Raw genomic sequence first — 13,088 nt, forward strand, 5'->3', positions numbered from 1 at the left:
CGGGAGTAGTGGCGAGCGAAACCGGATGAGGCCAAACCGTATGCGTGTGAGACCCGGCAGGGGTTGCGTATACGGGGTTGTGGGATTTCTCTTGATCAGTCTGCCGGCTGGTCGGCGAGTCAGAAACCGTATGGATAGGCGAAGGACATGCGAAAGGTCCGGCGTAGAGGGTAAGACCCCCGTAGCCGAAATCTGTACGGCTCGCTTGAGAAACACCCAAGTAGCACGGGGCCCGAGAAATCCCGTGTGAATCTGGCGGGACCACCCGCTAAGCCTAAATATTCCCTGGTGACCGATAGCGGATAGTACCGTGAGGGAATGGTGAAAAGTACCCCGGGAGGGGAGTGAAATAGTACCTGAAACCGTGTGCCTACAAGCCGTGGGAGCGTCGGAATGAGGACTTGTCCTTGTTCTCGTGACTGCGTGCCTTTTGAAGAATGAGCCTGCGAGTTTGCGGTGTGTTGCGAGGTTAACCCGGGTGGGGTAGCCGTAGCGAAAGCGAGTCCGAACAGGGCGACTGAGTAGCACGCTCAAGACCCGAAGCGGAGTGATCTAGCCATGGGCAGGTTGAAGCGGAGGTAAGACTTCGTGGAGGACCGAACCCACCAGGGTTGAAAACCTGGGGGATGACCTGTGGTTAGGGGTGAAAGGCCAATCAAACTCCGTGATAGCTGGTTCTCCCCGAAATGCATTTAGGTGCAGCGTCGTGTGTTTCTTGCCGGAGGTAGAGCACTGGATAGGCGATGGGCCCTACCGGGTTACTGACCTTAGCCAAACTCCGAATGCCGGTAAGTGAGAGCGCGGCAGTGAGACTGTGGGGGATAAGCTCCATGGTCGAGAGGGAAACAGCCCAGAGCATCGACTAAGGCCCCTAAGCGTACGCTAAGTGGGAAAGGATGTGGAGTCGCAGAGACAACCAGGAGGTTGGCTTAGAAGCAGCCACCCTTGAAAGAGTGCGTAATAGCTCACTGGTCTAGTGATTCCGCGCCGACAATGTAGCGGGGCTCAAGCGTACCGCCGAAGTCGTGTCATTGCGATATATACCCCCAACGGGGATCGTGATGGGTAGGGGAGCGTCGTGTGCCGGGTGAAGCAGCCGTGGAAGCGAGTTGTGGACGGTTCACGAGTGAGAATGCAGGCATGAGTAGCGATTCACACGTGAGAAACGTGTGCGCCGATTGACTAAGGGTTCCTGGGTCAAGCTGATCTGCCCAGGGTAAGTCGGGACCTAAGGCGAGGCCGACAGGCGTAGTCGATGGATAACCGGTTGATATTCCGGTACCCGCTGTGAAGCGTCAAACATCGAACCAGGCGATGCTAAGTCCGTGAAGCCGCCCCGGAGCCTTCGGGTGAAGGGGAGTGGTGGAGCCGACGGACCAGACTTGTAGTAGGTGAGTGATGGGGTGACGCAGGAAGGTAGTCCATCCCGGGCGGTGGTTGTCCCGGGGTAAGGGTGTAGGACGGTGTGCAGGCAAATCCGCACACCACCAAGTCTGAGACCTGATGCCGAGCCGATTGTGGTGAAGTGGATGATCCTATGCTGTCGAGAAAAGCCTCTAGCGAGTTTCATGGCGGCCCGTACCCTAAACCGACTCAGGTGGTCAGGTAGAGAATACCGAGGCGTTCGGGTGAACTATGGTTAAGGAACTCGGCAAAATGCCCCCGTAACTTCGGGAGAAGGGGGGCCACACCCGGTGATGGGTTTTACATCCTGAGCTGGGGGTGGCCGCAGAGACCAGCGAGAAGCGACTGTTTACTAAAAACACAGGTCCGTGCGAAGCCGTAAGGCGATGTATACGGACTGACGCCTGCCCGGTGCTGGAACGTTAAGGGGACCGGTTAGCTCACTTTCGGGTGGGCGAAGCTGAGAACTTAAGCGCCAGTAAACGGCGGTGGTAACTATAACCATCCTAAGGTAGCGAAATTCCTTGTCGGGTAAGTTCCGACCTGCACGAATGGCGTAACGACTTCTCGACTGTCTCAACCATAGGCCCGGTGAAATTGCACTACGAGTAAAGATGCTCGTTTCGCGCAGCAGGACGGAAAGACCCCGGGACCTTTACTACAGTTTGATATTGGTGTTCGGTTCGGCTTGTGTAGGATAGGTGGGAGACTGTGAAGCTTGGACGCCAGTTCAGGTGGAGTCGTCGTTGAAATACCACTCTGGTCGTGCTGGATGTCTAACCTGGGTCCGTGATCCGGATCAGGGACAGTGTCTGATGGGTAGTTTAACTGGGGCGGTTGCCTCCTAAAGGGTAACGGAGGCGCCCAAAGGTTCCCTCAGCCTGGTTGGCAATCAGGTGTTGAGTGTAAGTGCACAAGGGAGCTTGACTGTGAGACCGACGGGTCGAGCAGGGACGAAAGTCGGGACTAGTGATCCGGCGGTGGCTTGTGGAAGCGCCGTCGCTCAACGGATAAAAGGTACCCCGGGGATAACAGGCTGATCTTCCCCAAGAGTCCATATCGACGGGATGGTTTGGCACCTCGATGTCGGCTCGTCGCATCCTGGGGCTGGAGTCGGTCCCAAGGGTTGGGCTGTTCGCCCATTAAAGCGGTACGCGAGCTGGGTTTAGAACGTCGTGAGACAGTTCGGTCCCTATCCGCTGTGCGCGTAGGAGTCTTGAGAAGGGCTGTCCCTAGTACGAGAGGACCGGGACGGACGAACCTCTGGTGTGCCAGTTGTTCTGCCAAGGGCATGGCTGGTTGGCTACGTTCGGGAGGGATAACCGCTGAAAGCATCTAAGCGGGAAGCCTGCTTCGAGATGAGGACTCCCACCCACTTGATGGGGTAAGGCTCCCAGTAGACGACTGGGTTGATAGGCCGGATCTGGAAGCACAGTAATGTGTGGAGGTGACCGGTACTAATAGGCCGAGGGCTTGTCCTCAGTTGCTCGCGTCCACTGTGTTAGTTCTGAGGCAACGACCGTGTTTTTTCCGGTCNACCCACTTGATGGGGTAAGGCTCCCAGTAGACGACTGGGTTGATAGGCCGGATCTGGAAGCACAGTAATGTGTGGAGGTGACCGGTACTAATAGGCCGAGGGCTTGTCCTCAGTTGCTCGCGTCCACTGTGTTAGTTCTGAGGCAACGACCGTTGCCGGCTAGAGCTGAACACACAATTGAAGAGTGTGCTTGTTCGCTCGAAACCATTAGGGTTTCGGTGGTCATAGCGTGAGGGAAACGCCCGGTTACATTCCGAACCCGGAAGCTAAGCCTTACAGCGCCGATGGTACTGCAGGGGGGACCCTGTGGGAGAGTAGGACACCGCCGAACAATCTTTGGGAAGGACCCCTGGTCACCAGCGTTCAGCTGGGACCAGGGGTCCTTTCGTTTTTAGAATGATTGCGGTACCGAAGACAGGAGTCACCGATGTCCACCAACTCTCCCGACGACCGACCGGAGCGCGACCAGCGGCGACGGGACGGTGGGGATCGCGGCGATCGTGGCGGCTACCGCGGAGACCGTGACCGTGGCGATCGCGGGGGCTTCCGTCGTGACGACCGTGGTGAGCGCGGTGGTCAGGGCCGGCGCGACGACAACCGCGGTGGTGGTTACGGCCGTCGTGACGACCGTGACCGTGGCGACCGTGGTGGCTTCCGGCGTGATGACAACCGGGGTGGCGGGTACGGGCGTCGGGATGATCGGCGTGACGACCGCCGTGAGGGCGATCGTGGCCCCCGTCCCCACTTCCAGCGTGACGACCGCGACCGCGGGCCGCGTCGGGACGACCGGGACCGCGGGTTCCGGCGTGACGACCGCCGAGACGACCGCGGTGACCGGCCGGCTTTCCGGCGCGATGACCACCGTGGCGGGTTCGGCGACCGGGACCGTGGCGGCTACGGGCGACGCGACGATCGTAGGGACGACCGGCGCGGCGACGAGCGTGGCGAGCGCGGTGGCTTCCGCCGTGAGGACCGGCGCGACGACCGGCGCGACGACCGTGGTGACCGTCCCTCCTTCCGGCGGGACGACAACCGAGGTGGATACCGCAGGGACGACCGGCGCGATGACCGTCGTGACGAACGGGGCGGCGAGCGCGGGGGCTACCGGGGCGACGACCGTGGGTTCCGGCGCGATGACCGTCGTGACGACCGCGGTGACAGGGGAGGGTTCCGTCGGGACGACCGGCGGGACGATCGCCGTGATGACCGTAGGGACGACCGGCGCGGTGACGACCGGGGTGGCTTCCGGCGGGACGACCGAGGTGACCGCGGTGGGTTCCGGCGGGACGACCGGCGCGACGACCGCAGGGACGACCGCGGCGGGCGTGGTGGCTTCCGGCGGGACGACCGGGGTGGGCGGCCCGGCGGTTTCCGGGGTCGTGACGACCGTAGGGACGACCGGCGCGGTGATGACCGGCGTGCTGGTGGTCGGTTCCGTGACGAGCGGGACCGGGACCGCGACCGTGAGCCGATCAAGCGGCTGCCGATCCCGGAGGACGTCACCGGCGAGGAGATCGACAAGGACGTACGGCAGGAGCTGCAGAGCCTGCCCAAGACGCTCGCCGATGACGTCGCCAGGAACCTGGTGATGGTCGCTCGGCTCATCGACGAGGACCCCGAGGGCGCCTACGGGTACAGCAAGGTGGCGCTGCGGCTCGCGTCGCGTGTCGCCGCCGTACGGGAGGCGGCCGGGTTCGCGGCGTACGCGAACCAGAAGTACAGCGAGGCGCTCGCCGAGTTCCGGGCGGCGCGGCGGATGACCGGCTCGGTGGAGCTGTGGCCCGTCATGGCCGACTGCGAGCGTGGGCTCGGGCGGCCGGAGAAGGCGCTGGACATGGCCGGTGCCCCCGAGGTGCACAAGCTCGACAAGGCCGGACAGGTGGAGATGCGGCTCGTCGCGGCCGGTGCCCGGCGTGACATGGGGCAGCTGGACGCGGCCATCGTGACGCTGCAGAGCCCCGAGCTCGCCTCCAACTCCGTACAGCCGTGGACCGCGCGGCTGCGGTACGCCTATGCCGACGCGCTGCTGGCCGCCGGACGTGAGGGCGAGGCGCGGGAGTGGTTCGCCAAGGCCGTCGAGGCGGACCGGGACGGCAGCACGGACGCCTCCGACCGGCTCGCCGAGCTGGACGGGGTCGATTTCGTCGATGCCCTCGACGAGGGCGAGGGGGAGGGCGTTCCCGAGGGTGAGTCCCAGGAGGCGCCGGGCGAGGACGAGTCGGAGGACAAGGACTGAGTTCGGCGCATGAGTGAGCGAGGGGCAGGTTCCGCTGGGGACCTGCCCCTCGTCAGTTACCCCGGCGGGTGTTGAGCCGGGCGGCCTGTCGGGTCAGGTGGTCGCGTTCGGCGAGGTTGGGGGCCTTGTGGGCTGCCTCGGCGTACAGGCGTGCCGCCGTCGTGAGGTCGCCGTCGCGTTCGTGCAGGTAGGCCGCTACGGCGGTGTGACGGGGGAGTGTGTCGTCCAGTGCCGCGAGTGCCGCCAGGCCGGCCCGGGGTCCGTCGGCCTCGCCGACGGCGACCGCGCGGTTGAGGCGGACGACCGGGCTGTCGGTCAGCCGGGTGAGCTCGTCGTACCACTCGACGATCTGCACCCAGTCCGTCTCCTCGGCGGTCGGCGCGTCGGCGTGCAGGGCCGCGATGGCGGCCTGGGCCTGGAACTCGCCCAGCCGGTCACGGGCGAGGGCTGTCTGAAGGATCTCGACGCCCTCGGCGATCGACCTGGTGTCCCAGCGGCTGCGGTCCTGTTCGGCGAGCGGTACCAGGCTGCCGTCGGGTGCGGTGCGGGAGGCGCGTCGGGCGTGGTGGAGCAGCATGAGGGCGAGCAGCCCGGACACCTCGGGGTGGTCGATCGCGGCCGCGAGCTGCCGGGTGAGGCGGATGGCCTCGGCGGCGAGGTCGACGTCGCCGGAGTAGCCCTCGTTGAAGACCAGGTAGAGGACGCGCAGCACGGTGGCGACATCGCCGGGCCGGTCGAGGCGCACGCCGGAGACGGTGCGCTTGGCGCGGCTGATGCGCTGGGCCATGGTCGCCTCGGGGACCAGGTATGCCTGGGCGATCTGGCGGGTGGTGAGGCCTCCGACGGCGCGCAGGGTGAGCGCGACGGCGGAGGAGGGGGTGAGGGAGGGGTGTGCGCAGAGGAAGTAGAGCTGGAGGGTGTCGTCCGCCGAGGGCGTGGGGCCGGGCGGTGGCTCCTCCTCGACGCGGTCCTCGCGTCGGCGGCGGGCGGTGTCCGCGCGGGTCGCGTCGAGGAAGCGGCGCCAGGCGACGGTGACCAGCCAGCCCTTGGGGTCCCGCGGCGGGTCGGCGGGCCAGACGCGGACCGCCTCGACCAGCGCGTCCTGTACGGCGTCCTCGGCCGCCGCGAAGTCTGCTCCGCGGCGGACGAGGATCGCCAGCACGCTCGGCGTGAGGCTCCTCAGCAGGGCCTCGTTCATCAATGGCACTCGGTGATGGTGGGCGTCGCGGTCAGGAACGGGCGCAGCTCCAGCCACTCGTGGATCGGCTTCCCGCCGGCGCCGGGGGCGGCCGACAGTTCCCCGGCCAGTTCGACGGCGCGCTCGTGGCTGTCGACGTCGATGATCATCCAGCCGGCGATGAGGTCCTTGGTCTCGGCGAACGGGCCGTCGGTGACCGGCGGGCGCCCTTCACCGTCGTAGCGGACCCACTGCCCCTCGGGGGCGAGCGCCTGGCCGTCGACGAACTCGCCGGTCTTCTCGAGCCGGGCCGCGAAGTCGTTCATGTACTGGATGTGCGCCGAGATCTCCTCCGGCGTCCACCGGTCCATCGGCACGTTGTTCACCGGGTCCGGGGCGCCGCGGTAGTGCTTCAGCAGCAGGTACTTGGCCATGGTGTGTCTCCTCGGTGCTGTGCGGCCCATTGTGGTCGCGTTCACAGCGGGGACGGAGCCCGACGCGGGTTCTCGACATCGCCCGTGACTTTTTCTCGAGACCTTCTTCCGGGCCCTCGGACGTCCGGGCCCTCAGACGTCCGGGCCCTCAGACGTCCAGTGCGCGCAGGACCAGACCGGAGGCCGGTTTGGGGCCGAACGACGTCGACTTGCGGGGCATGGTGACGCCCTGGCGTGCGAGGTCGCGGACGACCTCCTCGCGTACGGGGTGGAGGAGGACCGCCGTGGTGCCGGTGCGTTCCGCCTTCCGGACGGTGGCGGCGGTGTCGTGGATGTAGGCGATCCGGGTCGGGTCGTCCTCGGGGATGTGCCACACGTGGGCGAGGAGGGCGGCGTGCAGGACGGTCGCGTCCAGGGTGCGCCAGGCCTGCGGGCGGTCCTGGGGGACCGTGCGGTCCAGGAGGGCCGGGTCCGGACGGTCCAGGAGGTGGAAGGCCCCGTCGCCGGCCAGCAGGAACGCGTTTCCGGCGCAGGCCGCGTCCGCCAGTGCCTCCAGGGCCTCGGGGAGGGGGACCCGCAGGTGCCGTACCCGGAACAGGTCCTGTACGGCGGTGAGGGCCTCGGCGACCGGCAGGCCGTGCAGGAAGCGGTGGATGGCGCGGACGCGCAGGGGGTAGCGGGCCGTGTCGACCAGGAGGACCAGGCCGTGGTCCCAGGGGCTGGGGGAGGAGTGTGCGGCGCGGAGCCTGCGGTAGGTGGCCCAGCGGTGGTGGCCGTCGGCGATCAGGGCCTGGTGGTGGGCGAGGTCCGCCTGGACGAGGGACTGGTCGGCGTGGTCGGTGATCGCCCAGAGGCGGTGGCGGTAGCCGTCCTCGGTGGTCGTGGTGAGGAGCGGGGGGCGCTCGGCGACGCGGTCCACGATCTCGGCCGCCGTGCCGTTGCCGCGGTAGGTGAGGAGCAGGGGCTCGAGGTTGGCGTAGGTGGCGCGCATCAGGGCCGCGCGCTCCGCCACGACGGGTTCTATGACGTCCTCGTGGGGGAGGACGATCCCCTCCGCCGGGTCGGAGACGCGCAGGGTGCCGATGAGGCCGCGCTGGAGCATGCCGTCGGCGTGCCGCTGCTCGTAGACGTACAGGGCGGGCTCGGGGTCGGCGGTCAGGACGCCTTCGGCGAGCCAGCGGCGCAGGGCGTCGGCGGCCTGTTCGTTGCGGGCGCTGGGTGTGGTGGCCTGGGGGAGGATCAGCCGGACGATGTTGTAGGGGTCGGCGTCCTGGAGGTGGTGCAGGCCGTCGGGGCGGACGACGACGTCGTACGGCGGGGAGGTGACGGCGGCGAGGCTGCCGACCCGGTCGGGGTCGTAGCGCAGGCCTCGGAACGGGGTGAGTTCCAGGCCTCGGGGCGCCGTTGCTTCCGAGTGACCTGCAGTGTTCATCCCGGCATCGTACGTGTGTCGGTGGCGTGCGGGATGATCGAGGGAAAGCGGATCGAGCGAGGAGCGATGTGGAATGAGCCGGAGCGTCAGGACGAGGCCCGAGGGCAGTGGGCAGGCCCTGAGCGAGGCGTACGACACGGCGCTGCTCGATCTGGACGGGGTGGTGTACGCGGGTGGAAGCGCGATCGTGCACGCCGTCGAGTCGCTGGCCACCGCTCGTGCGGGCGGGATGCGTCTCGCGTACGTCACCAACAACGCGCTGCGGACGCCGGACACGGTGGCCGGGCATCTCACCGAGCTGGGGATCCCGACGGGTGCCGGGGACGTCATCACCTCGGCCCAGGCGGTCGCGCGGCTGATCAGTGAGCAGGTGCCGGCGGGGGCGCGGGTGCTGGTGATCGGCGGAGAGGGGCTGCGGGCCGCGCTGCGGGAGCGGGGGCTCGTACCGGTGGAGTCCGCGGACGACGATCCGGTGGCCGTGGTGCAGGGGTACGGCGGTCCCGATCTGCCGTGGGGGCGGTTCGCGGAGGCTTCGTACGCCGTGGCGCGCGGGGTGCCGTGGTTCGCGTCGAACACCGATCTGACGATTCCGAGCGGACGGGGGATCGCGCCGGGGAACGGGGCGGCGGTGGAGGTGGTGCGGATAGCGACCGGTGCCGAGCCGCAGGTCGCGGGCAAGCCGCTGCCTCCGATGCACCGGGAGACGATCCTGCGGACGGGCGCGGAGCGGCCGTTGGTCGTCGGGGACCGGCTGGACACCGACATCGAGGGGGCGTTCAACGGCGAGGTGGACTCGCTGCTCGTCCTCACCGGGGTCACCGACGGGGCGCTGCTGCTGGCCGCGCCGCCGCAGCACCGGCCGACGTTCGTGGACGCCGATCTGCGGGGGCTGCTCACCGGGCAGCCGGAGGTCACCCCGGCCGGGGAGGGTTTCCGGTGCGGTGGGTGGACGGCGACCGCGGGGGAGATGGGGGTCCCCCCGCTCGAGCGAAGCCGAGAGTGGGGGAGGTTGGAGCTGGAGGGGGACGGTGAGGCGTTGGACGGGTTGCGGGCGCTGTGCGCGGCGGCCTGGACGGCGGCGGGGGAGGGGAGTTGTGCGCTGGACGGGGGGAAGGCGCTGGCGCGGCTGGGGTTGTGAGGCGCTCCGGGGGCTTCGGCCTGCTCCGGGGCACCGACCGAATTGGCAGGGTAGGCTAACCTAACTGCGTGTTGGTCGACAGTGTTCCCGAACAGCGCGCGGAGACCGCCCCCGCGCCCCCAACCCGCCGGGCGATCCGTTCCGTTGGACTCCTCGTCGCCCTGGCGGTCCTCGCCGTGGTGGCGTTGGCGAGCATCGCCGTCGGGGCGAAGGAGCTGTCCGTCGACCAGGTGTGGCACGGGCTGTTCGCGGACTCGGGGACGTACGCGGACGTCGTCGTCGACGAGCGGCTGTCGCGGACCGTGCTGGGGCTGCTGGTCGGTGCCGCGCTGGGGCTGTCCGGAGCCGTGCTCCAGGCCCTGACGCGCAATCCGCTGGCCGACCCCGGGCTGCTCGGGATCAACGCGGGCGCCTCGGCCGCCGTCGTCACCGCCATCACCTTCCTCGGGGTGACGAGCCTGACCGGGTATGTGTGGTTCGCCTTCCTCGGGGCGGCCGCGGTCGGTGCGCTGGTCTGGTTCCTGGGCGGCAGCCGGGGGGCCACGCCCGTACGGCTCGCGCTCGCCGGCACCGCGATCAGCGCCGCGCTGTACGGCTACCTCCAGGCCGTGATGATCATGGATGAGGCCGCGCTGGCCAGGATGCGGTTCTGGACGGTCGGTTCGCTGTCCTCGGCGACCGACGAGACGATCTGGCAGGTGCTGCCCTTCCTGGTCGCCGGTACGGTCCTCGCGCTCGCCCTCGCCCGGCCGCTGAACGCGGTGGAGATGGGCGACGACACCGCCAGGGCGCTCGGCGCGAACCTCAACCGCACCCGGGCGCTGGCCATGCTCGCCGCGACCGTGCTGTGCGGGGCCGCGACCGCCGCCTGCGGGCCGATCGTGTTCGTCGGGCTGATGGTCCCGCACATCGTCCGCTCCTTCACCGGCCCCGACCTGCGCTGGATCATGCCGTACGCGGCGATCCTGTCGCCGGTGCTGCTGCTCGGCTCCGATGTGATCGGCCGGGTCGTGGCCCGCCCCTCGGAGGTCCAGGTCGGCATCATCACCGCGATCATCGGCGGGCCGGTCTTCATCTTTCTCGTACGACGGCGGAGGACGGCCCAGCTGTGAGGATCGCGGAGACAACCGAGAAGACGCCTCAGGCGCCCGCGGGGACCGGGCGCCGCGCGCTGCGCACCCCGGGCGGGCTGTCGGTGCGGCTGGACGTACGGGCCCTGGTGGTCGTCGTCCTGTTGCTGGCCGCCGCGTTCGCCGCGAGTGTCGTGCTGATCGGCACGGGCGACTTCCCGATCTCGTTCGGCGACGTCGTCACGACGCTGTTCGGCGAGGGGACCCCCGGCCAGGAGCTCATCGTCAACGAGCTGCGGCTGCCCCGGGTCCTGGTCGGACTGCTGGTCGGAGCCTCGCTGGGGCTCGGCGGCGCGCTGTTCCAGGCCGTGTCGCGCAATCCGCTGGGCAGCCCCGACGTCCTCGGCCTCGGACAGGGGGCGACGGCCGGAGCGCTCGTGATGATCGTACTGTTCTCCGGGACCACCACCCAGGTCACCGTCGGCGCGCTGGTCGGCGGGCTGGTGACCGGGGCCGCGATCTATCTGCTGGCGTGGAAGCGGGGCGTGCACGGCTACCGGCTGGTGCTCGTCGGCATCGGCGTGTCGGCCGTGGCGACGGCGGTCAACGGCTATCTGATCACCAAGGCCGACTTCGTCGACGCGGCGCGGGCCGTCGTCTGGATGACCGGGACGCTGGACGGGCGGGACTGGAAGCAGGTCTGGCCGCTGCTCGCCCTGGTCTGTGTGCTCGTACCGCTCGTCCTCGGCAACGCGCGCGGGCTGCGGATGATGGAGATGGGCGACGACGTCTCGAACGCGCTCGGGGTGCGGGTGGAGCGCGTACGGCTGGTGCTGATGGTGTCGGCCGTGCTGCTCACCGCCGCCGCCACCGCCGCCGCGGGCCCCGTCAGCTTCGTGGCGCTCACCGCGCCGCAGCTCGCCCGGCGCCTCACCTGCTCGCCCGGCCCCAACCTCATGGCGTCGCTGTGCATGGGCGCCGCCCTGCTGGTCACCGCCGACTGGGCCTCGCAGCGGCTGTTCGGTGACGGACAGCTGCCTGTGGGCGTGGTCACCGGGGTGCTCGGCGGTGTCTATCTGCTGTGGCTCCTCGTCACCGAGCGCAAGGCGGGCCGGATATGAAGGCGGGCCGGACATGAACCAGAACCATCCAAGGAGCACCGTGAACCGCCTGTCCGCCGAGAACGTCACCCTCGCCTACGACCAGCGGGTCATCGCCGAACAGCTGTCGGTGGAGATCCCCGACAACTCCTTCACGGTGATCGTCGGCCCCAACGCGTGCGGCAAGTCCACGCTGCTGCGGGCGCTGTCGCGGATGCTGAAGCCGTCGGAGGGCCGGGTGCTGCTCGACGGGCAGGTCATCCAGTCGATGCCGGCCAAGAAGGTGGCGCGCACGCTCGGCCTGCTGCCGCAGTCGTCCATCGCGCCGGACGGCATCACCGTCGCCGACCTCGTCGGCCGCGGCCGCTACCCGCACCAGGGCATCCTGCGGCAGTGGTCGGCCGAGGACGAGCGGGTCGTCCAGGAGTCCATGACGCAGACCGGGGTGGCCGGACTCGCCGACCGGTACGTCGACGAGCTGTCCGGCGGCCAGCGCCAGCGGGTGTGGATCGCCATGGCCCTCGCCCAGCAGACCCCGCTGCTGCTGCTCGACGAGCCGACGACCTACCTCGACATCCAGCACCAGATCGACGTCCTCGACCTGTGCGCCGAGCTGCACGAAGAACAGGGCCGCACGCTCGTCGCCGTGCTGCACGACCTCAACCACGCGGCCCGGTACGCCACCCATCTGATCGCGCTGAAGGGCGGCGAGGTCATCGCGCAGGGCGCGCCGAACGACATCGTCACGGCCGCACTGGTCGAGGAGGTCTTCGGGCTGCGCTGCCAGGTCATCGACGACCCGGAGACGGGTACGCCGCTGGTGGTGCCGGCGGCGCGCACGGCACGGGCACGGGTGGTGGCTACAGAAGCTTCCTGAGGACGAACAGGTCGCGCACGCCCGCGTGCAGCTTCACCCGGCCCGAGCCCCAGGCCTTCGCGAAGTTCAGCCCGCCGCCCACCAGGGCCACCAGGTCGTCCCCGGTCATGCTCAGTCTGATCTGGGCCTTCTCCCGCGGAGGGCCCTGCATGGTGTCCTGGACCACGATCCGGCCGCCCGCCATACGGCCCACGAACGTGACGTCCAGGTCGCTGATCCAGCAGCTGACCGAACGGTCCAGTTCCGCGGCTGTGCGGACGTTCCCTTCGGCGTGCTGCATGTTGTCCGAGAGCTTCTCGAGTGCGGCGCGGCACTCCTCGATCGTGGCCATCGACATCGACGGTACCCCAGGGGTTCGGGGTAGCGTCTGGGCATGAGCGACACAGTGCCGGAGAGCGAGCCCGCACCGGACCCGGTGAACGAGGCGGCATCGGCCTCGGTGGTCGAACCCGAGTACGACCCCGCCGCGCCCGCCCCACTGGCCGTCCCCCGCACGCCCACCGGCAACGCCGAGGTCGACGCCCAGCTGGACCGGCTGGCCGACGCCGACCACCTCGCCACCGACGGACACCTCGAGGTGTACGAGGATGTACACAGGGGGCTGCGCGACGCGCTCACCGCGCTCGACGCCCGCCCGGGACCTCCGGCGCCCCCATCGACGTACAGCAGTAGGAGCTGAACCG

At 68.6% G+C, this 13,088-nt stretch carries 10 protein-coding genes and 2 rRNA genes (1 of these 12 cut by a window edge); 8 read left to right on the plus strand and 4 right to left on the minus strand.

The window, feature by feature from the left end; translation table 11 throughout:
• The 3 genes from ACLZN2_RS21870 to ACLZN2_RS21880 form a co-directional block, all read left to right on the plus strand.
• Positions 1–2,885: ribosomal RNA gene (locus ACLZN2_RS21870) — 23S ribosomal RNA — on the plus strand; it begins 239 nt to the left of the window's first position.
• A gap of 270 nt (positions 2,886–3,155) precedes the next feature.
• Positions 3,156–3,272: ribosomal RNA gene (gene rrf / locus ACLZN2_RS21875) — 5S ribosomal RNA — on the plus strand.
• A 1,149-nt stretch (positions 3,273–4,421) separates the two neighbouring features.
• Positions 4,422–5,177: a hypothetical protein gene (locus tag ACLZN2_RS21880; RefSeq protein WP_416980767.1), complete on the plus strand. Its 756-nt coding sequence runs from the start codon at positions 4,422–4,424 to the stop codon at positions 5,175–5,177.
• A gap of 52 nt (positions 5,178–5,229) precedes the next feature.
• On the opposite strand, the gene ACLZN2_RS21885 is transcribed toward ACLZN2_RS21880, so the two are convergent.
• From ACLZN2_RS21885 to ACLZN2_RS21895, 3 genes are all read right to left on the minus strand, one after another.
• Positions 5,230–6,375 (minus strand): RNA polymerase sigma factor, encoded by a 1,146-nt coding sequence (locus ACLZN2_RS21885; RefSeq protein ID WP_416980768.1) that lies wholly within the window; start codon positions 6,373–6,375, stop codon positions 5,230–5,232.
• Positions 6,375–6,788: a YciI family protein gene (locus ACLZN2_RS21890; protein ID WP_416980596.1), complete on the minus strand. Its 414-nt coding sequence runs from the start codon at positions 6,786–6,788 to the stop codon at positions 6,375–6,377. The genes ACLZN2_RS21885 and ACLZN2_RS21890 overlap by 1 nt, the downstream gene beginning before the upstream one ends.
• A gap of 148 nt (positions 6,789–6,936) precedes the next feature.
• Positions 6,937–8,220: a DUF1015 family protein gene (locus ACLZN2_RS21895; protein WP_416980598.1), complete on the minus strand. Its 1,284-nt coding sequence runs from the start codon at positions 8,218–8,220 to the stop codon at positions 6,937–6,939.
• Between the two features lie 73 nt (positions 8,221–8,293).
• Here ACLZN2_RS21895 and ACLZN2_RS21900 point away from each other — a divergent pair, with 73 nt between their 5' ends.
• The 4 genes from ACLZN2_RS21900 to ACLZN2_RS21915 all read left to right on the plus strand — a co-directional run bounded on the left by ACLZN2_RS21900 (position 8,294) and on the right by ACLZN2_RS21915 (position 12,405).
• Positions 8,294–9,358, plus strand: coding sequence for an HAD hydrolase-like protein (locus tag ACLZN2_RS21900; protein ID WP_416980600.1), 1,065 nt, complete (start codon positions 8,294–8,296; stop codon positions 9,356–9,358).
• A gap of 68 nt (positions 9,359–9,426) precedes the next feature.
• Positions 9,427–10,470: a FecCD family ABC transporter permease gene (locus ACLZN2_RS21905; RefSeq protein ID WP_416980602.1), complete on the plus strand. Its 1,044-nt coding sequence runs from the start codon at positions 9,427–9,429 to the stop codon at positions 10,468–10,470.
• A complete protein-coding gene (locus ACLZN2_RS21910; protein ID WP_416980604.1) occupies positions 10,467–11,549 on the plus strand; it encodes a FecCD family ABC transporter permease in 1,083 nt (360 codons plus the stop codon). Before ACLZN2_RS21905 ends, ACLZN2_RS21910 begins: the two co-directional genes overlap by 4 nt.
• Positions 11,550–11,562: 13 nt before the next feature.
• On the plus strand, positions 11,563–12,405 hold the full coding sequence (locus ACLZN2_RS21915) for an ABC transporter ATP-binding protein (protein WP_416980606.1): 843 nt from the start codon (positions 11,563–11,565) through the stop codon (positions 12,403–12,405).
• Here the strand turns inward: ACLZN2_RS21915 and ACLZN2_RS21920 are convergent.
• Positions 12,389–12,736: a sterol-binding protein gene (locus tag ACLZN2_RS21920; RefSeq protein WP_416980608.1), complete on the minus strand. Its 348-nt coding sequence runs from the start codon at positions 12,734–12,736 to the stop codon at positions 12,389–12,391. The two genes, ACLZN2_RS21915 and ACLZN2_RS21920, sit on opposite strands and share 17 nt — an antisense overlap.
• A 42-nt stretch (positions 12,737–12,778) precedes the next feature.
• On the opposite strand from ACLZN2_RS21920, the gene ACLZN2_RS21925 reads away from it, so the two are divergent.
• Positions 12,779–13,084 (plus strand): hypothetical protein, encoded by a 306-nt coding sequence (locus ACLZN2_RS21925; RefSeq protein WP_416980610.1) that lies wholly within the window; start codon positions 12,779–12,781, stop codon positions 13,082–13,084.
• The last annotated feature ends 4 nt before the right edge of the window (positions 13,085–13,088 follow it).

The sequence above is a fragment of the Streptomyces sp. T028 genome (assembly GCF_048159505.1).
Lineage (GTDB): Bacteria > Actinomycetota > Actinomycetes > Streptomycetales > Streptomycetaceae > Streptomyces.

Coding starts and splice junctions, on each gene's coding strand:
- ACLZN2_RS21885 (WP_416980768.1), bottom strand. CDS start 6,375: ATGAACGAGGCCCTGCTGAGGAGCCTCACGCCGAGCGTGCTGGCGATC.
- ACLZN2_RS21925 (WP_416980610.1), top strand. CDS start 12,779: ATGAGCGACACAGTGCCGGAGAGCGAGCCCGCACCGGACCCGGTGAAC.
- ACLZN2_RS21895 (WP_416980598.1), bottom strand. CDS start 8,220: ATGAACACTGCAGGTCACTCGGAAGCAACGGCGCCCCGAGGCCTGGAA.
- ACLZN2_RS21915 (WP_416980606.1), top strand. CDS start 11,563: ATGAACCAGAACCATCCAAGGAGCACCGTGAACCGCCTGTCCGCCGAG.
- ACLZN2_RS21920 (WP_416980608.1), bottom strand. CDS start 12,736: ATGGCCACGATCGAGGAGTGCCGCGCCGCACTCGAGAAGCTCTCGGAC.
- ACLZN2_RS21890 (WP_416980596.1), bottom strand. CDS start 6,788: ATGGCCAAGTACCTGCTGCTGAAGCACTACCGCGGCGCCCCGGACCCG.
- ACLZN2_RS21900 (WP_416980600.1), top strand. CDS start 8,294: ATGAGCCGGAGCGTCAGGACGAGGCCCGAGGGCAGTGGGCAGGCCCTG.